The following is a 23,585-nucleotide window of genomic DNA, read 5'->3' on the forward strand; positions in this document are numbered from 1 at the left end:
TCCAATGTTCTATTTAATCGTCGTTTCCGTCTGCAGCACCTGGCGTTCGCGCTCGCGGATGCGGCGCGCCAGGCTTTCGATGCGCGCATTGCCGGGATCGGCGCGGCGCGCACTGTCCAGATAGGTCTTGGCCGCATCGAACTTGCCTTCGTTCAAGGAACGCTCCGCATCGCGCAGGAACGATTGCGCCATCTCGTTGCGCATGGCCGCGCCATTGTCCACGGGCGCCGTCTCCACCGGACGGCGCTCCACCACGGCTGGCCGCTCGGCCACGCGCGCGGGCGCAGCCTCCGTCGGCACGCCCCGGGCCGGCGCCGTGTCCAGCGGGGCCGGCGCGGCGAGCGGTGCGGGAGCCGGGACCGGGGCCGTCAAGGCCTGGACTTCGGCCTTCAGCTGCGGCAACGCCAGAGCTTCGCGGTCGATCGCTTCCAGCCTGGCGATGCCATTTTGCGCCGCCGTCGCATCCTTGCCGTCGAGCGCCTGGCGCACGCCCACCTGGACGGACGCGGCGGCCGCCTGCTGGCGCGCCAGCTGCTTGCGCAAGGAATCGACTGTCGAAGCGCCCGCGCAATCGGTGTCGAGCGCGGCAATAGCCTTGGCCGCGCTTTGCAGGCGGTGCCCATCGATGTCGCGTTCGATGCCGCGCACGCTGCGCTGGCAGCCGCTCGACGCGGCGCCGGCCTTGCCGATCGCCGCCTGCAAATCGTCCACCTTGGCGCTGGACTTGCCCGTACACACGTTTTTCGCCGTTGCCAGCTTTTGCCGCGCGCCATCCAGGCTGCCATTCGCCACCAGCTTCAGGCCGCTGTCGATGGCGTCATTGCACGCCGACTCGCCCTTGCCGCCCGGCTTGCCGTTCATGTAGACGATGGCCACGGCCAGCACGCCGATGCCCGCCACCCACTTCAGCCACGGGCGCGACGGCGCGGGTGCGGCAGCAGGTGGCGCCGCCTGCGGTGCCGGCTTGGGCGGCGGCACCGGTTTCGGCGCCGCCGGCGCGGGCTGCTTCGGCCGCTCCGGCGTCGGCACGGGTACGGGCGGCGGCTTCGGTGCCGCAGGCGGCGGCTTCGGTGCCGCAGGCGGCGCCACCGGCGTCGGCGGCGGCTTGATCTCCGGCACGACCGGCGGCAATGGCGGCGGCACGGCAGCTGCCGGCGGCGCGGCTGGCCGCACGAACGGCGGCACGCCGGCCGCCTGCGCCTGCCCGCAGTACGGGCAATGGCGCACAGCGGTGAGCAGGACGGACTTACATGTGATGCAATTTTCCAAAACTAATCTTTCCTCATTCAACCCAGCGGCGGCGGCATCAGCGGTGGCGGCGCACTGTGGAACAGCGGCGCCAGTTCGGCGAACTGGGCCAGGTCGACCCAGGCCGGCAAGCCGGCGCGCCAGACCTTGGCGGTGGCCGGCGCCACCTGCCCTGCCTGCACGTATTGCACGATCTGCTGTGCCGTGAATGGCCCTTGCTGCTGGCCGTTAATGCCCAGGAAATACTGGTGTTCGACCAGAGGGGGCGGCATGCCGCCCAGTGGTGGCGGTGCCATGCCGAAGGCGGGTGCCAAGGTTGCCGGCGCGGCCGTGGCCGGGCGCAGCAACTGTTCCAGCCGTCCCGCTTCCAGCATTTCCGGCTTGATCGCGTACTTCAGGCGCGGCTGGCCGTCCGCCTCCGGTTCGCGCACTTCCCAGTCATACGCATCGCTGTCGGAGTCGCCGATCACGTTCGCCCACTCCTTCAGGCGCCCCAGCAAGGCTTGCACCGTGCGCTCGAGTTCGTCGCTGGCCATGCCCTTGCGGCGCGCCGACTCGCGCAGGCGTGCGCCCAGCTCGGCGGAAATGGCGCTGCCAAAACCGACATACGGCAGCTGCGAGCCATCGGCCTGCGCCACCAGCTTGGGCGCATACACGCCGCGTTCGTAGTATTTTGCCAGCGCCGCCATGGCCGCCGTCTGCACGGCGTCAAGCGCCGTCAATTTTTCCTCGATGCGCAGGGCGATATTTTTCTCGTACGAGGCGGGCATGCCGTTCTGGCGGATGGCCCGTTCATTGCCGATGCGGCGCAAGTCGCCCGGTTCGACGGCGAACTGGTACTGCCCCGGCGGCACGACTCTGCCCGTGTGGCGCGTCAGCACGCCCAGCATGATGGCTTGCAGGAATTCGCCGAAATCCTCGGCCAGGCGCTTCATCTCGTCCGTGTTGGGCGCGATCGGATGCGTGAATTGCGTCGGGTCGATATGCGTGTGGGTCGGTGCCTTGTCGTTGTCGCCTTCCTTGCGGTAACTGGTGCGCCAGCCTTCCAGGCCCCGCAGCACGGTCATCGGCACGCCGGCCAGCTCGCAATAACAGACGGCGCGGCCACGCGTGCCCGTTTCGACGATTTCCAGCTGGCTCACCGTGATGCCCACCTGGGTCGGCACGCACGATTCGAGCTCGGCGCCGAACTTCGCCTTGAAGCCGGCCGCGTTGGCCACGCCGATCACGCACTTGAACTGGTCCGACACCACCGTGAAGTCGCCCGCCATGTTGGCGTCGATCCACGGCATCGAGCACGCCAGCAGCTTGCGGAAGCGGTCCAGGCGTTCGGACACATCCATCTGTTCCAGCGCCTCGAACAGCGGGTCGGGCACGCTGGTGGCGCCTTCCGCCAAGCCTGTGCTGGCGATCATGTTTTCCGCCATGCGCGTGACCTTGGCCAGGATCAAGGCGCGTTGCGCCGGTTCGCCCAGCATGGGGAACAGGGCTTTCGAGCCGCCCATGTCCTTGAAGGCGTCATCGGCCCACTGGCGCAGGGTGGCCGCCGACGGCAGCGCGATGTCTTTTTCCGTGACGGGGATGACGATCAGGGTCGCGTGTTCCTTGTCCAGGTCCTTTTGCAGGATGGTATTGGCCGTTTTGAGTTCCGCCAGCATGGCCAGCACGCCTTCGCGGCCCGCCTGCAGTTCGCCCACCAGGCCGTTCCACTGGGCGCGGCCCTGCGCATCGACGCCGACCCGGTTACCCAGCCAGCGCGACAGTTCGCCCAGCAGGATGACGGACTCGTCCGCCGCCTTGGCGCGCAGGTGGAATTTCAGCGCATTCGCCATTTCCGTGCGCAGGTGGTCCATCACCACGCCCGCCTGCTTTTCGCCATTGCTGAGGAAGCCGAAGGTGCTGCGCGTCTGCTCCAGGTTGTTCAGCAGGCGCTCGTATTCGCGCGAGCGCACGGCTTCCTTGATCTCACGGTAGCGCTCGGCATTGTTGCCGATCTGCGCCGTCAAGCCGCTGCCCGGCGCCTCGATGCGGTCCTTGATCTGTTCCACCAGCGACAGCACGTATTCCAGGCCGCCGAATTCCTTGTTATCAAGATAGCCATACAATTGGTCGCGCACGACTTTCTTGACGTCCTCGAGCACTTCGCGGCGGCGCTTGCTGATGCGGTCTTCCGTCGTGTCGGCCGTGGAATCCTGGTCGCGCACGGCGTCGCGTTCCAGGTGCTTCATGGCATCGCGCACCTGCGCCGGCCATTCGCTGCGGTCAAAGCCCGTGCGGATATCGTTGATGCGCGTGTTGACCCGGTTTTCCACGCCGGCCAGCAAGTGGCCGTGGCGGTCTTCCAGCAATTCATCGACGACGCGGAAGTCGATGAAGTCGCCGCTGGAGCGCTTCAGCTCGATGCTCTTGTCGGAAAACTCGGGGAAGTCGCTGAACGGCGTGCCCTTCAGGAACATATTGGCGGCGAGGAAATTGTCGCGCTGCGCATCCGTGGCGCGGTTGGCGCCCGCATCCGTGCCGCCCACGCCGAAGAACGCTTGCAGCATGGCGCCGGCCCAGCGGTGGGCCCGCTCGTCGCGCGACGCTTCCTGGCGCGTATCGAGCACGGCCATGCCGAACGAGGAAAAGCGCTTCGAGAAATACAAACGCATGTCGCCGAAGCGGTCTTGCGGCACGGGCGCGTTGTACAGCGAATTCTTGTGCTGCGCCTGGTTGACGGCGATCGAGCGCTTGGCGCGGGCGAAGTCGGCCGAGGCGAAATCCTCGAACAGCGAGTCGGCCACCATGTGGTAGACGTCGCTGACATCCTTGGTGTGCTGCTGGGCAAGATTACCCGAATCGATGAGGTAGACCTCGCTGTACGGCTCGCGCGTCAGTTCCGGCCGGTCGTAGGCATCCCAGCGGCCCACGTAGCCCTTGTTGCCCATCATGGCCGATTCCAGTTCCATCAGCGCCGCGTAGCCGTTGGCCTCGACCCGGTCCTTGTTGGCCTTGGTGTAGCCGGTGGGCAGGAACAGCATCAGCTCCACGTCTGCCGCGCCCACTTCGCTGCGCGCCAGCCAGCGCGCCAGCAAGCCCATGTCGAGGAAGGAACCGGACCCCGTGCCGCCCGCCACGGAACCGACGATGACGATGCGGAAACGGTTCGTTTCCGTGCGCAAGCCCAGTTCGGCCAGCTGGCGCTCGTGCGACAGGCCCGCCTTCAGCGCCTTCAGCTTCAAGCGGATCTTGTCGCGGATCTTCGCGTATTTGTCGAAGAAATACAGGCGCGAGACGGCGCGGATCTGGCCCGCGCCGCTGCTCATGTCGAAACGCAGTTCGCGGATGCGCTGCGGCGTCAGCGGCAGCCATTCCTTGATGTGCGGATATTTTTCCAGAGAATCTTCATCACGGCTGTACTTGTCCATGTCGAACGATTCGACCACCTTGTCGTCATCCGTGAACTTCACCTGGTCGAACTGCAAGTCCTTCGCCTGCGACTCGCCGCTTTCGATCACGGCGCCATTGTCCAGGTCGAAATGGATGAATTGCGCGATGGGAAAGTCGGCCAGCCCCTCGATGCGCGTGCGGTTGCCCGCGCCGCCCCACAAGGTGTTGAGGATGCGCCGGCGCACGCGCATCAGCACCTGCATGCCCGTGCCGCCGATGCCGATGAACAGGGTCGGGCGCAGTTCGATGATCTTGTCCTGCTTGCGCTCGCTGGCGCCGCCGGTGATGGTTTGGTTCAGGTTCTCTGCCATGATGATTCCTTCGATGATGCGTGCAACGGCGTATTCTTAGCGACGGCTGGAAGTAAATGTCAGCAACAGGGCGACCAGGCCCACCAGCACCAGCGGTCCCATGAACAGTGGCGCGAGGAATTTATGCGCGTTCACGGCCGCCAGCACGACGCCCGTCGCCAGGCTGGCCAGGAAGATGAACAGCCACCAGCCCGCCGCATTGGCCTTGTTGGGCGGCACGCGCTTGGCCACGAGGCCATTCGCATACGCATTCTTGGCAAAGAAAAAGGCGATGAACAGCAGCAACAGCACCACGCCGCCGACCAGGGTGTCGCGCGACGAGGTGTCCGTCGTGGCCGCCGCGTCAAAGGCGGGCGCCGGTTCGGTGGTGGCGGTGGCCGCCGCGGATGCCGCCGGCGCATCGCCGGCCGGCGGCGCGGATGCCGGTGCCGATACCGGGGCAGGCAAAGTGAAGCCTGCGTTGTCTTTTGGAGTGTCTTGCGCCATGGTATGCCTCTGATGGGTTTGAATAGTTTAAGAAAGAATCGGTGTTCAGGCCAGGCTCAAGGTATGGCCCTCGGCCACGCGCGCGACTTCCGGCTGGCCCAGGCCTCGCTTGAGCTCGCCGATGTCGCGGCCATTGTCGTCGCGGATCTGCACGCTTTTGAACGGTTTCAGCAGCACCTGCCGCGGCACGCCATCGACCAGCACCTTGTAGCGCGTGGCGCGCGTGCCCGCAAAGCCCAGGGCCAGCAAGCCCAGCACGAATGCCAGAATGCCACCCAGCATCACCAGCACGGGCAGCAGCGGATACTGGATGCGCACCAGCAGCGGTATCGTTGCCTGCGAGGCGCGCACGCTGTCGGGCGGCGTAAACATGTCCGAGATGGGATCGCCGGGGAACAGCTCCTGCAAGTCCTTGCCAAAGCTGGACGCCAGCGCCAGCCGCTGCTCCGACAGGCCTACCTGCGCCTGCATCGGCAGCAGCACCTGCTTGCCCATGGCGGCGATCGCCTGTGCCGACCACGGCGACGGGATCTGCGCCATCGGCAGCGCGAATTGCACCTGCACCGACTGGCTGGCGCCCGGCTGCAGCTGGCGGATCTGGTCCGGCGTCACCTGCAGCGGCGCGTTTTGCCCCGCCAGGGTGGCGTGCACCCTGGCGCTGTCGATGACGTAGGGGAAAAACATGTTTTGCAGCGACGCCTGCAGCTGCACTTGCGGCACCAGTTTGGCCGCATCGACGTCGAGCACGATGGTGCGGCCGTCGCGGCCCAGGCTGGCGTGCACGTTGTCGCTGTTCTTGACGGACTGGGGCACGATGCGCACGGCATCCTGGTCCACGGGTTTCAAGCGCGCCGGCGGGCGCGTCAGCACTTGCGACAGGCGGCCTTCGGCGAGGATGCGGTTGAGCGCATCCGACGCCGGCTGGCCATACGCGAGCGCATACACCATCAGGCCCTTGGCGCTGTACAGCTTGCCCTGTACGGGCATGCGCAGCGGAAACACCAAGGTCTTGGTGATCGACGGCTCCAGGTGCAGCAGGCGGTAGAAATCGCGGTTGCGTTCCGCCGTCTGGCTGTCGTTATTCGGGCTGTTCTTGTTATTCGTAAAAATCCATACGATGCCGGACGCGGACTGGAACGGCCCCGTGATGGTCTTGGTGACGGCTTCCTGGAAGTCCGTGTCGGCCAGCGCGCCGCCGCTGCTCTTGCGCGCCAGGCCCAGGCTGGCCAGCTGGCCCGCCACGCCGGCGCCGCCCTGCCCTTGCCCCAGCAGCGACGGCGACACGTTGGCGCCGCTGCTCTGGCTGAAGGCCAGGGTGTAGACCTTATCGGCCGGGTTCGTGGCGGCCTGCGCCACGGCGCCCACCAGGGCTTTCAGCTGCGAATGCTCGTCCGTATAGAACGGCTCCATCCAGCCCGAGTTTTGCACCAGAAACGCCTGCTGGATGGCGGCCGCCTGCGCGGCGCCCGAGCCGAGCAAGACGGCGCACGCCACGGTCAGTATGCGCGCCTTCATGCCTGCAAGGTCCAGCCATCGATGCGCGACAGCAGCGGGTGATACGCCCACAGCATGCCTTCGCTGACAAACAGGCGCACGCGCCACGGCTCGCTGACGGCGAAGGTGTGGAACACCGTTTCACGCAGGGTATCGTCCTGCACCAGTTGCGCGGCCAGGCGCTCGTTCGAGCGCAGCACGCTCGACAGGCCGGCGCTGGTGGCGAACTTGACGCCGAAGACGCTGTTGCCTTCGCCAGATTCCAGCAGCGGCATGACGGCCTGGTTCTTGCCGCCATCGTCGCCATGTTCCGGTTCTTCCCACGGCGCCGTTTTCAGCTTGGTGGCGAAGCGGTAATTGAAGCTGCCCGAACACAGGCGCGGCGCCAGCGCGTCGGCCTGCTCGGACTGCGCGCCCAGCTTCACGTAGACATACGTGCCGCGGCCGCGCTCGAAGCACAGTTGCCACAGGCCGCCATCGCGCGACACATACGGGCTGCCGAACTCGAAATGCGGCACCAGCCCTGCGGGCCACGGCGTAAACGACGCGGCCACGTTGCCATCGGGCTGCAATTGCAGGCGCAGCTGGCCATGGGCGCACGGCCACACGGCCATGCGGTTGTAGGCCACGGGGGCGCCGATGGCGCCCAGGTCAGGCACGCCGTCGAGCAGCACGTCGCTGCCCGGCTGCTGCTGCGCATCCAGGTTGACGAAACGGATGTGGCCATCGTCGTCGCGCAACGGCGCCCATACCCGGTTCTGGAACCAGATGGGGGCCGCCACGCACGGCGCGCCGCCCACGTGCTCGACCACGTAGGTGAGCGAGGGCACATCGGGGCGGATGCAGGCCAGGCCGTGGCTGGTCGGCAAGACCAGCACGCTATTGAAGTCCGGCACCAGTTCCGCGCGCCAGGCGGCGTGGTCGATGTCCGATTCGGCCAGCAGGCCGCCATATTCGGGTTCCAGCGCCAGCCAGCGTTTCGAGGCGGGCAGCCAGGCGTGCAGGGCCGCCTTGCGCGGATCCAGCGCCAGCAGCGCGGCGCCGCTGGTGCCGAACTGGGCGTTGAAGAATTCGTACTCGCCCGGCGGCGGCATGGGCAGCGAGGCGTCCGCCTGCGCATGCTCTTCGCGGGTGCGCTGGTCGGCCAGTGTCAAGGCCACGCTGGCCTGGCGCAGGCCGGCCGGGCCGGAAACGGGGCTGTCGCTGACGGGATAGGCGCCGTAGGGCGGCACCCAGGGCGGCGGCGCGGCCGCATCGGGCGGCACTTGCAAGGCCGTACCCGTGGCGGGATCGAAAGCGAATTCGGGCGGAAAGTGGCGCACGGGCGCGCCGGCCGCCGCGGGCAGGCGCCGGGCGTGCATCAGCTTGCCGATATCGGCATGGCTCAGCAAGGGCGAGACGTTCTGCCCGTCCGCGCTGCGCTGCAAGCTCCAGACACCGGCGTCATCCACCTGCCAGACGCCGGACGGCAGCGGCCAATCCCCAGAAGTTTTAAGGTCCATGTATTTTCTATGACGAGCAATAAGCACCGCCGCCTGGTGCGACAAGATAGCCAGACGATGACGGCGGCAGAACGTGCTGGGGCGGTCGAAACGAGGTCGCAGCCCTGGCAGTTCTCATAGTAACGTCTTTTTATCTGTATGGAAACATTGACGAGGCTGGCCCTACTGCGCCCGTACCTTGGTCAGCAGCTTGGTGGTCGAACGGTCGTGCTCGAAATCGATGGCCACGGCCTGGCCGCCATACGCCAGCACGGCGCGGCCTTCCGGAATGGCCGTCATGTCGTAGTCGCCGCCCTTGGCATAGATTTCCGGCCGGACTTCCTGCACCACTTCCAGGGCGCTGTCTTCCGAGAACGGCACCACCAGGCTGACCGATTCCAGCGCGGCCAGCACGGCCATGCGGTCTTCGCAGCTGTTCAGCGGACGGTCGTCGCCCTTGCCCAGGCGTTTTACCGACGCATCGGTATTCACGGCCACCACCAGCGAGGCGCCCAGCGCGCGCGCCTGCGCCAGGTAAGTGACGTGGCCGCGGTGCAAAATATCGAACACGCCGTTCGTCACCACCACGGGTTTGGGCAGCGCTTGCGCGCGCGCGCGCAGCGCATCGCGGCTGCATAGTTTGTTTTCAAAGTCAGGCATGGCACTCTCTTGTCTCGGTTAAATTCGGTAGGCATTACGCGTGGCTATCGCCTTGGATGCCGCCGGCGTCGCGGCGCCAGGCTTCAATCAGGGCGGCGATGGCCGGTTCCAGGCTGTCGATGGCGATGCGATCTTGCCGGTAGTAAATCATCCGCGCATACACGCCGGCCAGCCGGCTGACGGGCGGCGACAGCGCATATTCGTTGCCGCGCGCCGGCTGCCTGGCGCGCCAGTAGTTGATCGCCGCTTCCAGCGCCTGTATGCGCAGCTCCATCGCCCTCTCCCTGCATCGTCCCGTCCCCCGCATTATAGGGGGCGATCCGCTACAATATGCCATCGGCGCCACAGTTAGACCGTTTGCGCCACCTTTCATTCATTGCAAGTAAGCACTTCCTGTGTTTCAATCACCTTATGACACTGACTGAACTGAAATACATCGTTGCAGTCGCGCGAGCGAAGCACTTTGGCCATGCCGCCGAAGCCTGCTTCGTTGCCCAGCCCACCTTGTCAGTGGCCATCAAGAAACTCGAAGACGAGCTGGGCGTTGTCCTGTTCGAACGGGGGGGCGCGGAAATTTCCGTCACGCCGCTGGGCGCGCAGATCATTGCCCAGGCCGAACGCGTGCTGGAACAGACGGCCGCCATCAAGGAACTCGCCAAGCAAAACAAGGACCCGCTGGCCGGCCCCCTGCGCCTGGGCGTGATCTACACGATCGGCCCCTACCTGCTGCCGCCGCTGGTCAAGGCCATGATAGACCAGGTACCGCAGATGCCCTTGATCTTGCAGGAGAATTTCACGGTACGCCTGCTCGAACTGTTGCGCCAGGGCGAACTGGACGTGGCCATCATGGCCCTGCCCCTGCCCGAGCACGGCATGGCCATGCAGGATCTGTATGACGAACCGTTTGTCGTGGCCATGCCGCGCCACCATCCGTGGACGGCGCGCGAGACGATCGCCGCGCAGGATTTGAAATCGGAAACCATGCTGCTGTTGGGCAATGGCCACTGTTTCCGCGACCAGGTGCTGGAAGTGTGCCCGGAAATGGCGCGCTTTTCCTCGCCCGGCAACGGCATGCAGCGCACCTTTGAAGGTTCCTCACTGGAAACCATCCGCCACATGGTGGCCAGCGGCATCGGCCTGACGGTCTTGCCGCGCGCCTCCGTGGCGAACATGCACGCCACCGACGGCATGCTGGAATACCGCCCGTTCGCCGAGCCCGTGCCGTCGCGCCGGGTGGTCATGCTGTGGCGCAAGAGTTTTACCCGCAAGGCCGCCATCGACGCCCTGTGCGCGGCCATCGCCAGCTGCGACTTGCCGGGCATTACTCCGCTGTGCGAGAGCGCAGCGTAGTTGCCAGGCGCAAAATAGTACATTTGCGTACGATTTGCGATAATCGACCTTTCTGTTTAACAAGATCGAGTCTTCCATGAACAAGCTGGCGCTGTATTTTCGCCTGATACGGCTGGACAAGCCTATCGGTACCGTATTGCTGCTGTGGCCTACCCTGTGCGCGCTGTGGCTGGCGCAGCAGGGCGTGCCGGACTGGCGGCTGCTGCTCATCTTCACCCTCGGCACCTTCCTGATGCGCTCGGCTGGCTGCGCCATCAATGACTACGCCGACCAGGATATCGACAAATTCGTCAAGCGCACGGCCGAGCGCCCCATCACCAGCGGGCGCATCAGCGGCAAGGAAGCGCTGGCCGTGGCCGGCGTGCTGACCGTGCTGGCCTTCTGCCTGATCCTGCCCCTGAACACGCTGACCAAGCAATTGTCCGTGGCCGCCGTCATCATCGCCGCCACCTATCCCTACTTCAAGCGCTTCTTTGCCATTCCGCAGGCCTACCTGGGCATCGCCTTCGGCTTCGGCATTCCCATGGGCTTTGCCGCCATCACGGGGGCCGTGCCCGTCGTCGCGTGGCTGTTGTTGCTGGGCAATGTCTTCTGGGCCGTGGCCTACGACACGGAATATGCGATGGTCGACCGCGACGACGACTTGAAGATCGGCATCAAGACCTCGGCCATCACCTTTGGCCGCTACGACGTGGCCATCATCATGCTGTGCTATGCCGTCTTCCTGCTGTTGTGGCTGGTCTGTGGCTGGCATCTGGGCTTGCGCAGCTGGTTCGTGGCGGGCCTGGCGGTGGCCGCCGGATGTGCCGTTTATCACTACACCTTGATCCGCACACGCGAGCGTATGCCGTGTTTTGCGGCATTCCGGCATAATAACTGGCTAGGAGCAGCGGTATTTGCGGGGGTGGTGCTGGACTTCGCTTTCCGCTAGCCAATCCGTCTTGCGCTACGGCAGCCTTTGAGGCGGCGCAAGACAGCCAGGCCGCTGCTGCCTACACTGGTATTTCACTGTGCAGTTTCACTTCGATGAGGTAATACATGAGCTCGACACATACCGGCAAATCCAGCAGCGACAACATCCTCGCCGACGCCGACAAGGCACGCGACAAACTGGTTGGCGACCTGAAAAACGTCATCAATGAAGCCGAAGGCTGGCTCGATGGCGCCAAGGACCAGACGGGCGACAATATCAAAGCCGTCAAGGAGCGGTTCATCGCCACCGTGGAAACGGCCAAGAAAGACTTGATCAAGCTGGAAGAGGACTTGCTCGACCGCACCAAAAAGGCGGCCAAGGCCACCGACGAATACGTGCAGGACAATCCATGGAAAGCCGTGGGCGCCGGCGCCGTCGTCGGCGTGCTGTTCGGCCTGCTGCTGTCGTCGTCACGCCGTTAAGCATGCGCTACGGGCACGGCGGCACAGTCCGCCGGGCTTGACCGACGGCCTGGCCGTCCCCTGACGCGAAAGGCAACATATGGCTATCGTGCATCATGTCGCCCAGGTCGCAGCGACCCTCGCCGCCATCGTCCAGACCCGTCTGGCCCTGGCGGCCGTGGAAATGGAAGAAGAGTCGCTGCGCTTCCTGTCTTATCTGGCGCTGGCCATGCTGGCCCTGCTATGCCTGTTCGTCGGCCTGGTGCTGATCGTGTTTCTCGTCATCGTGCTGTTCTGGGATACGCACCGCATCGCCGCCATCGCCATCACGGCCGCCGTCTTCATCCTCGCCGCGCTGGGCACCCTGCTGGGCGTGCGCGCCAGTTTCCGCAGCAAGCCGAAATTGCTGTCATTTACCATGAGCGAACTGAACAAAGACCTGGACGAGCTGCAGCATCTGGCGCGCCGGGGATCGGAGCAGCCATGACCACGCATCCCACCAAACTGTCCAATGTCCACACGGCCACCAGCCTGGCACAGCGGCGCGATGCGCTGCTGGCCGAATGCGCGCTGCAGCGCCTGGCCCTGGGCGTGCAGACGCGCCAGCTGCTGGAGCCGCTGACGGGCGGCAACTTGCGCCACACCCTGGCCACGCGCTTTAAAGTGCCCCTGATGATAGGCGGCGCCGTGCTGGGCCTGCTGCTGGTGCGCCCGCGCCGCTTCCTGCCCCTGCTGCGGGCCAGCGGCATGCTGCTCAAGCACGCCACCACCGCCATGCCCGTCGTGCTGGCGCTGGCGCAGCGTTTCAGCAAGAAAGACGCGGCGCCGTAAAATATTTTTTGCCAAGCTGCATCCAAATCGCAGGCTCGTGGGTAGTACTGGCATCAACCATCCGGTTGAGCCAACGACCAGGAGCCTGCCATGATCTCATTTACCGCCCCACGCCATACCGCCCCTTCCCTCACCGTGCTGTGCGCCGCCCTGCTGCTGGCCGCCTGCGCCCCCATGAGCGCGCGGTACTCGCAGGAACAATTGCCAGCCGCCGTACAGGTGCCCGGCGGCCACCAGGTGGCCATGCAGACCGTGGGCGTGGGCAAGATCGCCTATGAGTGCAAGGCGAAAAAAGATAACACGGGCCATGAATGGGTCTTCGTGGGACCGGACGCGGCCCTGAATGACCGCGGCGGCATGCAGGTCGGCACCTATGTCGGACCACCCGCCACCTGGGCCAGCCTCGACGGCTCCAAAGTGACGGCGACGCAAGTGGCCGTGGCGCCGGCCGGCGCGGGCAATATCCCGTATCAGCTGGTAAAAGCCAACCCGGCCACGGGCAGCGGCGCCATGCAGGGCGTCAGCTATATCCAGCGCGTGGCCACCCGCGGCGGCGTGGCGCCCGGCAGCCCCTGCGGCATGGACAGCATCGGCGCCAAACAATGGGTGCCCTACCAGGCCGATTACATCTTCTGGAAAAACGCATAAATACGCGGCCATGACGGTTGGCAAGCGGGTTTCTGGCCTATACTCGGCAGTGCAAACTTGCTAACCGATAACTCCTGATAACCGCGTCCTGACGATTGCGCCGACCTTGCCCAGCCAAGCCGCCCCCTACGATTACGATGCCGCCCTGCGCGCCTGCGCCAGGGGCGAGCAGCAGGCATTGCATGGCCTGTACCAGCAGGAAAGCCGTTATCTGCTGGGCGTGGCCCTGCGCATCGTGCGCCAGCGGGCTCTGGCCGAAGACGTGCTGCACGACGCCTTCCTCAGCATCTGGCGCCGCGCCGGCAGCTTCGACGCCACGCGCGGCAGCGGCAAGGGCTGGATCTATGTGGTGGTGCGGCACCAGGCGCTGAACGTGGCACGTGCCCGCGCCCATGAACTGTCAGCCGATGAGGATACCGTGGAAACCCTGCTGCACCAACGCCAAGCCCACGATGCCGCCGATGCCTATGCCGAGCAGGCCGACATGGGCAGGCTGTACGATTGCCTGGGCCACCTGGACGACGCCAAGCGCAACTCCATCCTGTACGCCTATGTCGACGGCTGTTCCCACAGCGAAATCGCGCAGCGCCTGCAAGCACCGCTGGGCACGGTGAAAGCCTGGGTCAAGCGGGGCCTGGCCGCCTTGCGGGAGTGCATGGGATGATGGATAACGACGAGGAACGGCAGCGGCTGGCCAGCGAATACGTGCTGGGCACCCTGGAGCGGGCCGAGCGGGCCGACGTGGAACAGCGTTTGCCGCTGGACGCCGCCTTGCGCGACGCCGTGGCCGCCTGGGAACAGCGGCTGCTGCCCTTGACGGCCCTGGCGCCGCCCGAGCAGCCGTCCAGCCAGCTGTGGCCGCGCATCAGCGCCAGCCTGTTCACGCCGACAACCGTGCAACAGGCGGGCGGCTGGCGGGCGTGGTGGAACAGCCTGGCCTTCTGGCGCATACTGGCCGGCGGCGGCTTGGCGGCCACGGCCGCGCTGGCCGTGCTGGTGACGGTGCAGCTGCAGGCGCCAGCCGGGCCCGGCTACCTGGTGGTGCTGGTGGCGCCGCAGGACAAGTCGCCGGGCTGGATCGTGCAGGCGGGCAGCCGCGGCGGCAAGGGCCGCGACCTGAACCTGATCCCGCTGGGACCGACCACCGTGCCGCGGCAGAAAGCCCTGCAATTCTGGACCAAGGGCAAGGACTGGGGCGCGCCCGTCTCGCTGGGCCTGGTGCAGCCGGGGCAGAGCCTCAAATTAACGTTGGACAAGCTGCCGCCGCTGCAACCCGATCAATTGTTCGAGATCACGCTGGAGCCGGACACAGGCTCGCCCACGGGCCGGCCGACGGGGCCGATCCTGTACATCGGCCGCGCCGTGAAAGTGATGTAGCGCGGATTACTTGCCCAGTTCGTCACCCATCTCGCGCCCGCGCTGCGCCGCCGCCTTGATGCCCTTGACGATGGCCGCCTTCACGCCGCTCTCTTCCATGCTGGTCAAGGCCGCATAGGTCGTGCCGCCCTTCGACGTGACGCGCTCGCGCAGCAGGGACACGGGCTCGCTGGAGTTCGCCGCCAGCTGCGCCGCGCCCGTAAACGTGGCGATGGCCAGCTGCGTGCCCTGCTCGGGCGTCAAGCCCAGCTCGGCCGCCGCCTGCTGCATCGCTTCGATAAAGTAAAACACGTAGGCGGGGCCGCTGCCCGAGACGGCCGTCACGGGGTCGATCTTCGCTTCGTCGTCGAGCCAGACGGTGTGGCCGACGGCGCGCAGGATGGCGTCGGCCGTTTTCTTTTGCTCGTCGCTCACGCCGCTGCTGGCCACCATGCCCGTGATGCCCATGCCGATCAGGGCCGGCGTGTTCGGCATGCAGCGCACGATGGCAGGGTAATCGCCGAGCCAGCGCGACAGGTCGGCCGCGCGGATGCCGGCCGCGATTGACAGGATCAAGGGCGCCCGCTCGCTGTCGAGGAAGGGCAGCAATTGTGCCGCCACCTCGCGCATGCTTTGCGGTTTCACGGCCAGCACGATCACGTCCACGCCGCGCAGCGCGTCGCTGGCCGCGCTTGCCGTGGTGACGCCGAACTGCGCCTGCAGTTTTTCCAGCGCGGGCGCATGCGGGTCGATCACATGGATATTGCCGCCCAGGGTCAGCTTGCCTGCCAGGCCGGCGATCAGGGCCGCCGCCATGTTGCCGCCGCCCACGAAGGCGATGTTCAATTCTGTCGTCATGGTGATTCTTTCTATCAATCAGTTGGAGTAATCGCGGGCACCGAAGATGGCGCTGCCCACGCGCACGATGGTGGCGCCTTCCAGCACGGCGGCGCGCAAGTCGGCCGACATGCCCATCGATAAAGTGTCGAGCGCCAGCCCGTCGGCGTTCAGCTGTTCATACAGCGCGCGCAATTGCGCAAATGCAGCACGCTGGCGTAGCAGTTCCGTTTCCGGTTCGGGAATCGCCATCAGGCCGCGCAGGCGCAGGCGCGGCAGCTGCGCCACGGCGCGCGCCAGTGCCGGCAGCTCGGCAGGCGTCACGCCGCTCTTGCTGGCCTCGCCGCTGATATTGACCTGCAGGCAGATATTCAAGTCCGGCAAGCCGGCGGGGCGCTGTTCGGACAGGCGCGCGGCGATCTTCTCGCGCTCGACCGTATGCACCCAGTCGAAGTGCTCGGCGATGGGCCGCGTCTTGTTGCTCTGGATGGGGCCGATGAAATGCCAGGCCAGCGCGCCTTGCGGTAGCGCAAGCTGGACGGCGGCGATCTTGTCGAGCGCTTCCTGCAGATAATTTTCGCCAAACGCCGTCTGGCCCGCGCGCGCCGCCGCCAGCACGGCCTCCGCGCCGAAGGTTTTCGAGACGGCCAGCAGGGTCACGTCGGCGGGCGGGCGCCGCGCCTCCAGCGCCGCTTGCGCGATTGCCTCGCGCACGGCTTGCAAGTTCAGTTCGATTGTGGACATAATCATTTTCTAGTGGATACGGGGCACGGCCGCTTCAGGCAGCCCATCAATGCAGGCACAGGGATTATAAATGGACATCTCCGAACTACTCGCTTTCTCCGTCAGCAACAAGGCTTCCGACTTGCACCTGTCTTCCGGCCTGCCGCCGATGATACGCGTGCATGGCGACGTGCGCCGCCTGAACGTGGCGCCGCTCGAGCACAAGGAAGTGCACGGCATGATCTACGACATCATGAACGACAGCCAGCGCAAGGCGTATGAGGAAGCGCTGGAATGTGATTTTTCGTTCGAGATTCCCGGCCTGGCCCGCTTCCGCGTGAATGCCTACAACCAGGAACGCGGCGCCTCGGCCGTGCTGCGCACGATTCCCTCCAAGGTGCTGACCTTGGAAGACTTGAACGCCCCGCGCATCTTCGGCGAACTGGCCATGCGCCCGCGCGGCCTCGTGCTGGTGACGGGACCCACGGGTTCCGGCAAGTCGACCACCCTGGCGGCCATGGTGAACCACGTCAACGAGCGCCTGAACCACCATATATTGACCATCGAAGACCCGATCGAATTCGTGCATGAACCAAAGAAATGCCTGATCAACCAGCGCGAGGTGGGTTCGCACACGCATTCGTTCAGCAACGCGCTGCGCTCGGCCCTGCGCGAAGACCCGGACGTCATTCTGGTGGGCGAGTTGCGCGACCTGGAAACCATCCGCCTGGCGCTGACGGCGGCCGAGACGGGCCACCTGGTCTTCGGCACCCTGCACACCTCGTCGGCGGCGAAATCGATCGACCGCATCATCGATGTCTTTCCCGCCGAGGAAAAGGAAATGGTGCGCGCCATGCTGTCCGAATCCTTGCAAGCCGTCATTTCGCAAAACCTGCTGAAAACCAAGGACGGCAGCGGCCGCGTGGCCGCGCATGAAATCATGCTGGCCACGCCGGCCGTGCGCAACCTGATCCGCGAAGCGAAAGTGGCGCAGATGTATTCGGCCATCCAGACGGGCGCCAACGTGGGCATGCAGACCCTGGACCAGTGCCTGTCCGACCTGATGCGGCGCGGCACGATCTCGGCGGAAACGGCCCGCTCGGCCGCCAAGTCGCCTGAAAATTTCCCTGGATAAACCATGCAAACGACGCACGAACACTACGACGCCATGCACGCGCTGCTGGCGCAGATGCGCGACCGGGGCGGCTCCGACCTGTTCATCACGGCCGGCTTTCCGCCCGCCATCAAGTTGGACGGCAAGCTGACGCCGCTGGCGGGCGGCCCGCTGGCCGCGCAGCAATCGGCCGGCTACGTGCGCGCCGTCATGAACGGGCGCCAGGCGGCCGAGTTCGAGGCCAGCCACGAAGCCAATTTCGCCATCAGTCCGGACGGCCTGGGACGCTTTCGCGTCTCCGCCTTCGTGCAGATGGGCCAGGCAGGCATGGTCTTGCGCACCATCAATACCAGCATCCCCACCCTGGATGGGTTGGGCTTGCCTGCCATCCTGCAGGACGTGGTGATGAGCAAGCGGGGTCTCGTCATCATGGTGGGCGCCACGGGCTGCGGCAAGTCGACCACCCTGGCCGCCATGGTGGGCCACCGCAACGCGCACAGCCATGGCCACATCATCACCATCGAAGACCCCGTGGAATTCATCCATCCGCACGGCAATTGCATCGTCACCCAGCGCGAAGTGGGCGTCGATACGGACGACTGGAGCACGGCCCTGAAAAACACCCTGCGCCAGGCGCCGGACGTGATCCAGATCGGCGAGATCCGCGACCGCGACACCATGGACCACGCCATCGCGTTTGCCGAGACAGGCCATCTGTGCCTGGCCACCTTGCACGCGAACAACGCCAACCAGGCGCTGGACCGCATCATCAATTTCTTCCCCGAGGAGCGGCGCCAGCAACTGCTGATGGACCTGTCGCTCAATTTGAAGGGCATGATTTCGCAGCGGCTGATCCCCAACAAGGAAGGAGGCGGACGCAAGGCGGCGCTGGAAATCCTGCTCAACTCGCCGCTGATGAGCGATTTGATCTTCAAGGGCCAGGTGCACGAGATCAAGGAATTGATGAAAAAATCGCGCGAACTGGGCATGCAGACTTTCGACCAGGCCCTGTTCGACCTGCACGAGGCGGGTGCCATCAGCTATGAAGACGCCTTGCGCAATGCGGACTCCGTCAACGACCTGCGCCTGAGTATCAAGCTCAATGGCAAGACGGCGCCGGAGGCGGCAGCGCCTGCGGGCGCCGTCAAGCTGGGGCTGCTCTGACATGGCCGGCATCCACGACTTGCAGGTCACGGCGCTCGATGGCACGCCCGTCGACCTGGCGCGCTACCGGGGCAAGGTGCTATTGATCGTCAACACGGCCAGCGCCTGCGGCTTCACGCCGCAATACGCGGGGCTCGAAACGCTGTACCGCCAGTTCCAGGATCAGGGCCTGGTGGTGCTGGGATTTCCCTGCAATCAGTTTCGCCAGCAGGAGCCCGGATCGAATGGGGAAATCAAAGCCTTTTGCGAAAAGAACTTTGGCGTGACGTTTCCCCTGTTTGCCAAAATCGACGTGAATGGCCGCCATGCCCATCCTTTATTTGCCCGATTAAAACAGGCGGCGCCCGGTATTCTGGGCACGCAAGCCATTAAATGGAATTTCACGAAATTCCTGGTGCGCAAGGATGGCAGCGTCTATCGCCGCTATGCGACGGCCAGCAAACCGGCCGCCCTCGTCGCCGACATCGTCAAATTACTACAGGAATCAGCGGAATAGACATTGATTTATGATAACAAATCGTAAAATCAAACAATCTGCATTTATTTCATGCCTGATATCAATATTGTGTTTCCAATAGCAAATTTCGGTGATAATGTTTGCACAATTATTCGCAGATATCGATCATAAAAACGATGCCAGTCTTTGGGAAACTATTATCTACATGGTTGCGGATGGGCTGTTACTCACGCCTGTTCATCCCTATTCTGTTGCTGATACTGTCCGTTTCCGCCATCCGTTATCACGCCTTGCTCGATACGGAAGCGGCGCTCGCCAATGCGCGCTACCGCAGCGATGCGCGCCAGCTCGACCTGTACCTGGCCAATACCGTGCTGCCGCTGGCCGTGCGCACCGACGTGGCATTGCAAGACAGCGTGCGCCAGGCACTGCGCAGCGCCCTGCCGCTGAACCGCAGCCTGGCCGCCATCCGCTGGGATAGCGCTTCCGAGCATATCGAAGTGCTAGCCGACAGCCTGGGCGCCGATGACACGGCGGCCGGCGCGCCGGCATGGTTTGCGCGCCTGGCCGGCATCACGGCCATCAGCAGTCGCCTGACCGTGGCGCTTCCCGGCGGCGGCGACGGCATCCTCGACCTGCGCTACGCGCCCGGCCGGCCAGTGGCGCAGGTGTGGCACAAGGTGCGCCAGCAGGCGCTCATCAGCGCCGTCAATATCCTCCTCATTTTTTTGCTGCTGGGCCTGATCCTGGCCTCGCACCGCAGGCTGCTGGCGCAGCTGGTCAAGGCCACCGACCGTTTCCGTGGCGGCGACTTCGCCGTGCGCCTGGCGACGGGCGCCACGCCCGAGGCGCAAGCCGTGTCGCAGTCGTTCAACGGCATGGCCGGCGATATCGAGGAACTGCTGACCTCGCTAAAGACCAGCCAGCGCCAACTGGGCGAGCAGCTCAATGAAACCGTGCACATGCAGCAGGCGCTGCAAAAGCTGTCGTGGCAAAACTACAATGATGTGCTGACGGGCTTGCCCAACCGCGCCGCGCTGGCGGCCCGCTTCGAGCAGGAACTGTTCCTCGCGCGCGAACGCCAGCGCCTGATGGCCGTGTGCCTGTTCGACCTCGACCATTTCCAGGCCATCAACGACCGCTACGGCGCCGAGGCGGGCGATGAAATCCTCAAGCAGGTGGCCGGCCGCCTGCACGGGTTCGCGGGCCAGGTGCACTACGCGGCGCGCCTGGGCGGCGATGAATTCGTCATGCTGCTGTGCGGCCAGGCCAGCATCGCCAGCATCGAGCAGAACATCACCCAGCTGATGGCCGAACTGAGCCGCCCCTACCAGTGCGACCAGCAGGCGCTGCACATGACGGCCAGCGCCGGCATCGCCGTGTACGCGGGCAAGGACCTGAATACGGAAAGCCTGCTGCGCCACGCCGACCACGCCGTCTACCAGGCGAAATTGACGGGGCGCAACCAGTACCATTTCTTCGACACCAACCTCGACGAGGAAGTGCGCACGCACCACAACCAGCGCACGGAAGTGCGGCAGGCGCTGATCAACGGCGAACTGCGGCTGTACTACCAGCCCAAGGTGAATATGCGCGCCGGCACGGTGGTGGGCATGGAAGCGCTGCTGCGCTGGCAGCATCCGCGCCGCGGCGTGCTGGCGCCGGCACAGTTCCTGCCGCTGGTGGAGCAGACGGACCTGATCATCGATATCGGCGAATGGGTGCTGCGCCAGGCCCTGTGGCAGATGCAGCGCTGGGCGGCAAGCGGCAAGCACTGGGTGGTCAGCGTGAACATCGCGGCGCGCCACTTCCAGCAGCCCGATTTCGTCTCGCGCCTGAAAATCATCCTCGGCGAATTTCCCGGCGTGCGCGCCAGCATGCTGGAACTGGAAATCCTCGAATCGTCGGCCCTGCACGACATCGAACACGTGCGCCGCATCATCCGCGCCTGCCAGGCGCTGGGCATCACCTTCGCGCTCGACGATTTCGGCACCGGCTATTCCTCAATGTCGTATCTGAAACGCCTGCCGGCGAATATCGTCAAGATCGACCAGAGCTTCGTGCGCAACATGCTCAACGACCGCGACGACCTGCATCTGGTGCGCGCCGTCATCGGCCTGGCCCGCTCATTTTCCCTGACGGTGATCGCCGAAGGCGTGGAAAGCATCGACCACGGCGCGCGCCTGATCCAGCTGGGCTGCGACCTGGCGCAAGGCTACGGCATCGCCCGCCCCATGCCGGCCGACGCCGTGCTGGAATGGGCGGACCATTTCGTGCCGGCGCCGCAGTGGCGCATCGCCCAGTTCAGCGAAGTGCCTATTTAACGGGCGTCAAGGCCGCGTCAATCAGCTCGATCCAGTGCCGCACGGGCGTCTCGGTGCCCGACTGCAGGTGCGTGAGGCAGCCGATGTTGGCCGACACGATCATCTCCGGCGCGCACGCTTCCAGGTTCGCCACCTTGTTGTCGCGCAGCTGCTGCGACAGGGCCGGCTGCAGGATCGAATACGTGCCGGCCGATCCGCAGCACAAATGGCTGTCCGCGCACAGGCGCACGTCGACGCCGACGGCGCGCAGCACCTGCTCCACCTTGCCGCGGATCTGCTGGCCGTGCTGCAAGGTGCATGGCGGATGATATGCCACTTTTTTCAGTATGCGCCCCTGCAGCAGCGCCACCAGTTCCGCCTCAAACGCCGGCATGATCTCGGACAAATCGCGCGTCAGTTCGGCGATGCGCCGCGCCTTGTCCGCATAGCTGGCGTCGTGCGCCAGCAAATGGCCGTATTCCTTGACGGTGGCGCCGCAGCCCGATGCCGTCATGACGATGGCTTCCGCGCTCTCCACGTACGGCCACCAGGCGTCGATATTGCGGCGCATGTCGTCCAGCGCCGCCTCCTGGTCGTTCAGGTGATGGCGCAGCGCGCCGCAGCAGCCCGCCTTCGGCGCGACGATCAACTGCACGCCCAGGGCATCGAGCACGCGGGCCGTGGCCGCGTTGATGTTGGGCGACATGGCCGGCTGCACGCAGCCGTCGAGCAGCAGCATCGTGCGCGCATGCTGGCGCGCGGGCCATGCGCCGGCTTGCGCGCCGGGCCGCAATTTGTCCTGCAAGCTTTTTGACAGCAAGGGCCGCAGCGCCTGGCCCGCCTTGTACACGGGCGTAAACAGCCAGCGGCGCGGCAACGCTTGCTTCAGGGCGAAGCGCAGCGCCCGCTCGCGCAAGGGCCGCTGCACGCGCTGTTCGACGACGTTGCGGCCGATGTCGACCAGGCGCCCGTACTGCACCCCGGAGGGACAGGTCGACTCGCAGTTGCGGCACGTCAGGCAGCGGTCCAGGTGCGTCTGCGTCTTGGCCGTGACGGGCGCGCCCTCCAATACCTGCTTGATCAGGTAGATGCGTCCGCGCGGGCCATCGAGTTCGTCGCCCAGCAGCTGATAGGTGGGACAGGTGGCCGTGCAAAAGCCGCAATGCACGCAGGCGCGCAGGATGGCTTCGGCTTCGTCGCCTGCCGGCGTATTCTTGATGAAATCGGCGAGATTGGTTTGCATGCGCTCAAGTCATTCTGTGCGGGTTGAAGATGCCGGCCGGGTCGAAAGCCTGCCGCAGGCGCTGGTGGATTTTTTCAACAGCCGGCGCCAGCGGATGGAACACGCCCACGGCCTTGTCGCCGCCACGGAACAGGGTGGCGTGGCCGCCAAGCGCCGCCACGGCCTGGCGGATGCGCCGGGCCTCGTCCGCATCCGCGTCGCCGTCGAGCTTGAGCCAGCGCTGCGCGCCGCCCCACTCGACCAGCTGGCGCCCCGGCAGGATGATGGCGCTGGCGTGCGGCGGCACGGAAAGCCGCCACAGGCTGCCGGGGCCGGCGAAAAAATCATGCGTCTGCTCGCGCAGCGCGGCCCAGAAGGCGGCCGCGTCCTGCGGCGCCAGCACCTCGCCACCGAGCGACTGCAGCGCCGCCGAAACGGCCGCGTCGGCGCCGGACAGGCGCACCGTCAGCACGCCGTCGTGCCAGCAGCTGGCGGACAGGGGCAGCGGCTTGCCGGCCCACTCATTGAGCAGGCGCAGGGCGGCGATTTCCGCGCACACCACGCGCAAGGTCGCTTCGCGCAGCGGCAGGGGCAGCACCTTGAGCGACACGTCCAGGATCAGGCCCAGGGTTCCCAGCGACCCGGCCAGCAGGCGCGAGACATCGTAGCCGGCCACGTTTTTCATCACCTGCCCGCCGAAGGCCAGGCGTTCGCCGCGGCCGTCCAGCAGCACGGCGCCCAGCACGAAGTCGCGCAGCGCCCCCGCGCTGGCGCGGCGCGGGCCGGACAGGGCGCAAGCGACGACGCCGCCCAGCGTGGCGCCAGGGCCGAAATGCGGCGGCTCGAAAGCCAGCATCTGGTTGCGCGCGGCCAGCGCCGCCTCGATCTCGGCCAGCGGCGTGCCGCAGCGCGCCGTGATCACCAGCTCCGTCGGTTCATAGTCGATGATGCCGGCATACGCGCGCGTATCGAGCACCTCGCCATCCCATTGCTGGCCGTACCAGTCCTTGCTGCCGCCGCCACGCAGGCGCAAGGGGCTGCCCGCCGCGCCGGCCGCCAGGATACGCTGTCTGAATTGTTCCACGATCGCTTGCAAA

At 65.6% G+C, this 23,585-nt stretch carries 23 protein-coding genes; 12 read left to right on the forward strand and 11 right to left on the reverse strand.

From position 1 onward, the window contains the following. Positions 1 to 9: 9 nt before the first annotated feature. The 7 genes from BM193_RS28710 to BM193_RS06690 form a co-directional block, all read right to left on the reverse strand. The gene (locus tag BM193_RS28710; RefSeq protein WP_175533182.1) at positions 10 to 1,269 is read right to left on the reverse strand and encodes a hypothetical protein; all 1,260 of its coding nucleotides are present in this window, start codon (positions 1,267 to 1,269) and stop codon (positions 10 to 12) included. Between the two features lie 17 nt (positions 1,270 to 1,286). Then, positions 1,287 to 4,988, reverse strand: a complete 3,702-nt coding sequence (locus tag BM193_RS06665; RefSeq protein WP_092803242.1) for a tubulin-like doman-containing protein — start codon at positions 4,986 to 4,988, stop codon at positions 1,287 to 1,289. A gap of 36 nt (positions 4,989 to 5,024) precedes the next feature. Then, complete coding sequence (locus BM193_RS06670; RefSeq protein WP_092803239.1) at positions 5,025 to 5,474, reverse strand: hypothetical protein; 450 nt, start codon at positions 5,472 to 5,474, stop codon at positions 5,025 to 5,027. Between the two features lie 45 nt (positions 5,475 to 5,519). Beyond that, the gene (locus tag BM193_RS06675; protein WP_092803236.1) at positions 5,520 to 6,989 is read right to left on the reverse strand and encodes a hypothetical protein; all 1,470 of its coding nucleotides are present in this window, start codon (positions 6,987 to 6,989) and stop codon (positions 5,520 to 5,522) included. Next, entirely contained in the window at positions 6,986 to 8,470 is a 1,485-nt protein-coding gene (locus tag BM193_RS06680; RefSeq protein WP_139176350.1) for a hypothetical protein, read from the reverse strand. Before BM193_RS06680 ends, BM193_RS06675 begins: the two co-directional genes overlap by 4 nt. 162 nt (positions 8,471 to 8,632) lie before the next feature. After that, complete coding sequence (gene rfaE2, locus BM193_RS06685; RefSeq protein ID WP_092803230.1) at positions 8,633 to 9,109, reverse strand: D-glycero-beta-D-manno-heptose 1-phosphate adenylyltransferase; 477 nt, start codon at positions 9,107 to 9,109, stop codon at positions 8,633 to 8,635. Between the two features lie 34 nt (positions 9,110 to 9,143). Continuing rightward, the gene (locus BM193_RS06690) at positions 9,144 to 9,383 is read right to left on the reverse strand and encodes a DUF3717 domain-containing protein (protein ID WP_092803227.1); all 240 of its coding nucleotides are present in this window, start codon (positions 9,381 to 9,383) and stop codon (positions 9,144 to 9,146) included. A 137-nt stretch (positions 9,384 to 9,520) separates the two neighbouring features. On the opposite strand from BM193_RS06690, the gene BM193_RS06695 reads away from it, so the two are divergent. From BM193_RS06695 to BM193_RS06730, 8 genes are all read left to right on the forward strand, one after another. Continuing rightward, on the forward strand, positions 9,521 to 10,459 hold the full coding sequence (locus BM193_RS06695; protein WP_092803223.1) for a hydrogen peroxide-inducible genes activator: 939 nt from the start codon (positions 9,521 to 9,523) through the stop codon (positions 10,457 to 10,459). 76 nt (positions 10,460 to 10,535) lie between these two features. Further along, positions 10,536 to 11,390, forward strand: a complete 855-nt coding sequence (gene ubiA / locus BM193_RS06700) for a 4-hydroxybenzoate octaprenyltransferase (protein WP_092803220.1) — start codon at positions 10,536 to 10,538, stop codon at positions 11,388 to 11,390. Between the two features lie 107 nt (positions 11,391 to 11,497). After that, complete coding sequence (locus BM193_RS06705; protein WP_092803217.1) at positions 11,498 to 11,854, forward strand: ElaB/YgaM/YqjD family protein; 357 nt, start codon at positions 11,498 to 11,500, stop codon at positions 11,852 to 11,854. 79 nt (positions 11,855 to 11,933) lie between these two features. Beyond that, the gene (locus BM193_RS06710; protein ID WP_092803214.1) at positions 11,934 to 12,320 is read left to right on the forward strand and encodes a phage holin family protein; all 387 of its coding nucleotides are present in this window, start codon (positions 11,934 to 11,936) and stop codon (positions 12,318 to 12,320) included. Beyond that, entirely contained in the window at positions 12,317 to 12,664 is a 348-nt protein-coding gene (locus BM193_RS06715) for a hypothetical protein (RefSeq protein ID WP_092803210.1), read from the forward strand. The genes BM193_RS06710 and BM193_RS06715 overlap by 4 nt, the downstream gene beginning before the upstream one ends. Positions 12,665 to 12,754: 90 nt before the next feature. Next, entirely contained in the window at positions 12,755 to 13,312 is a 558-nt protein-coding gene (locus BM193_RS06720; protein WP_092803207.1) for a DUF3455 domain-containing protein, read from the forward strand. A 106-nt stretch (positions 13,313 to 13,418) separates the two neighbouring features. Further along, a complete protein-coding gene (locus tag BM193_RS06725) occupies positions 13,419 to 13,976 on the forward strand; it encodes a sigma-70 family RNA polymerase sigma factor (protein ID WP_092803204.1) in 558 nt (185 codons plus the stop codon). Continuing rightward, entirely contained in the window at positions 13,973 to 14,689 is a 717-nt protein-coding gene (locus tag BM193_RS06730; RefSeq protein ID WP_092803201.1) for an anti-sigma factor, read from the forward strand. The genes BM193_RS06725 and BM193_RS06730 overlap by 4 nt, the downstream gene beginning before the upstream one ends. 6 nt (positions 14,690 to 14,695) lie before the next feature. Here BM193_RS06730 and proC read toward each other — a convergent pair whose 3' ends face one another. Together proC and BM193_RS06740 are read right to left on the reverse strand one after the other, a co-directional pair. Then, a complete protein-coding gene (proC, locus tag BM193_RS06735; protein WP_092803198.1) occupies positions 14,696 to 15,526 on the reverse strand; it encodes a pyrroline-5-carboxylate reductase in 831 nt (276 codons plus the stop codon). A gap of 18 nt (positions 15,527 to 15,544) precedes the next feature. Further along, entirely contained in the window at positions 15,545 to 16,249 is a 705-nt protein-coding gene (locus tag BM193_RS06740) for a YggS family pyridoxal phosphate-dependent enzyme (protein WP_092803558.1), read from the reverse strand. 70 nt (positions 16,250 to 16,319) lie between these two features. On the opposite strand from BM193_RS06740, the gene BM193_RS06745 reads away from it, so the two are divergent. The 4 genes from BM193_RS06745 (at position 16,320) to BM193_RS06760 (ending at position 21,287) form a co-directional block, all read left to right on the forward strand. Beyond that, positions 16,320 to 17,363, forward strand: a complete 1,044-nt coding sequence (locus tag BM193_RS06745) for a type IV pilus twitching motility protein PilT (RefSeq protein ID WP_092803196.1) — start codon at positions 16,320 to 16,322, stop codon at positions 17,361 to 17,363. A 3-nt stretch (positions 17,364 to 17,366) separates the two neighbouring features. Further along, positions 17,367 to 18,506 carry a PilT/PilU family type 4a pilus ATPase gene (locus tag BM193_RS06750; protein WP_302847688.1) on the forward strand — a complete coding sequence of 380 codons (1,140 nt, stop codon included), beginning with the start codon at positions 17,367 to 17,369 and terminating at the stop codon, positions 18,504 to 18,506. 1 nt (position 18,507) lies between these two features. Beyond that, positions 18,508 to 19,002, forward strand: a complete 495-nt coding sequence (locus BM193_RS06755) for a glutathione peroxidase (protein WP_092803193.1) — start codon at positions 18,508 to 18,510, stop codon at positions 19,000 to 19,002. A gap of 212 nt (positions 19,003 to 19,214) precedes the next feature. Next, on the forward strand, positions 19,215 to 21,287 hold the full coding sequence (locus BM193_RS06760) for a putative bifunctional diguanylate cyclase/phosphodiesterase (RefSeq protein WP_254785915.1): 2,073 nt from the start codon (positions 19,215 to 19,217) through the stop codon (positions 21,285 to 21,287). On the opposite strand, the gene glcF is transcribed toward BM193_RS06760, so the two are convergent. Together glcF and glcE are read right to left on the reverse strand one after the other, a co-directional pair. After that, positions 21,280 to 22,509 carry a glycolate oxidase subunit GlcF gene (gene glcF, locus BM193_RS06765; protein WP_092803187.1) on the reverse strand — a complete coding sequence of 410 codons (1,230 nt, stop codon included), beginning with the start codon at positions 22,507 to 22,509 and terminating at the stop codon, positions 21,280 to 21,282. The genes BM193_RS06760 and glcF overlap by 8 nt on opposite strands. Before the next feature lie 4 nt (positions 22,510 to 22,513). Further along, a complete protein-coding gene (glcE, locus tag BM193_RS06770) occupies positions 22,514 to 23,575 on the reverse strand; it encodes a glycolate oxidase subunit GlcE (protein ID WP_254785992.1) in 1,062 nt (353 codons plus the stop codon). Positions 23,576 to 23,585 lie beyond the last annotated feature (10 nt).

Source organism: Janthinobacterium sp. 344 (assembly GCF_900112025.1).
Lineage (GTDB): Bacteria > Pseudomonadota > Gammaproteobacteria > Burkholderiales > Burkholderiaceae_D > Janthinobacterium.

Bases quoted from the DNA above. Each gene is read 5' to 3' on its own strand.
- BM193_RS06665 (WP_092803242.1), bottom strand. From the start codon at position 4,988: ATGGCAGAGAACCTGAACCAAACCATCACCGGCGGCGCCAGCGAGCGC.
- BM193_RS06670 (WP_092803239.1), bottom strand. From the start codon at position 5,474: ATGGCGCAAGACACTCCAAAAGACAACGCAGGCTTCACTTTGCCTGCC.
- BM193_RS06675 (WP_092803236.1), bottom strand. From the start codon at position 6,989: ATGAAGGCGCGCATACTGACCGTGGCGTGCGCCGTCTTGCTCGGCTCG.
- BM193_RS06680 (WP_139176350.1), bottom strand. From the start codon at position 8,470: ATGGACCTTAAAACTTCTGGGGATTGGCCGCTGCCGTCCGGCGTCTGG.
- rfaE2 (WP_092803230.1), bottom strand. From the start codon at position 9,109: ATGCCTGACTTTGAAAACAAACTATGCAGCCGCGATGCGCTGCGCGCG.
- BM193_RS06690 (WP_092803227.1), bottom strand. From the start codon at position 9,383: ATGGAGCTGCGCATACAGGCGCTGGAAGCGGCGATCAACTACTGGCGC.
- BM193_RS06695 (WP_092803223.1), top strand. From the start codon at position 9,521: ATGACACTGACTGAACTGAAATACATCGTTGCAGTCGCGCGAGCGAAG.
- ubiA (WP_092803220.1), top strand. From the start codon at position 10,536: ATGAACAAGCTGGCGCTGTATTTTCGCCTGATACGGCTGGACAAGCCT.
- BM193_RS06705 (WP_092803217.1), top strand. From the start codon at position 11,498: ATGAGCTCGACACATACCGGCAAATCCAGCAGCGACAACATCCTCGCC.
- BM193_RS06710 (WP_092803214.1), top strand. From the start codon at position 11,934: ATGGCTATCGTGCATCATGTCGCCCAGGTCGCAGCGACCCTCGCCGCC.
- BM193_RS06715 (WP_092803210.1), top strand. From the start codon at position 12,317: ATGACCACGCATCCCACCAAACTGTCCAATGTCCACACGGCCACCAGC.
- BM193_RS06720 (WP_092803207.1), top strand. From the start codon at position 12,755: ATGATCTCATTTACCGCCCCACGCCATACCGCCCCTTCCCTCACCGTG.
- BM193_RS06730 (WP_092803201.1), top strand. From the start codon at position 13,973: ATGATGGATAACGACGAGGAACGGCAGCGGCTGGCCAGCGAATACGTG.
- proC (WP_092803198.1), bottom strand. From the start codon at position 15,526: ATGACGACAGAATTGAACATCGCCTTCGTGGGCGGCGGCAACATGGCG.
- BM193_RS06740 (WP_092803558.1), bottom strand. From the start codon at position 16,249: ATGTCCACAATCGAACTGAACTTGCAAGCCGTGCGCGAGGCAATCGCG.
- BM193_RS06745 (WP_092803196.1), top strand. From the start codon at position 16,320: ATGGACATCTCCGAACTACTCGCTTTCTCCGTCAGCAACAAGGCTTCC.
- BM193_RS06750 (WP_302847688.1), top strand. From the start codon at position 17,367: ATGCAAACGACGCACGAACACTACGACGCCATGCACGCGCTGCTGGCG.
- BM193_RS06755 (WP_092803193.1), top strand. From the start codon at position 18,508: ATGGCCGGCATCCACGACTTGCAGGTCACGGCGCTCGATGGCACGCCC.
- glcF (WP_092803187.1), bottom strand. From the start codon at position 22,509: ATGCAAACCAATCTCGCCGATTTCATCAAGAATACGCCGGCAGGCGAC.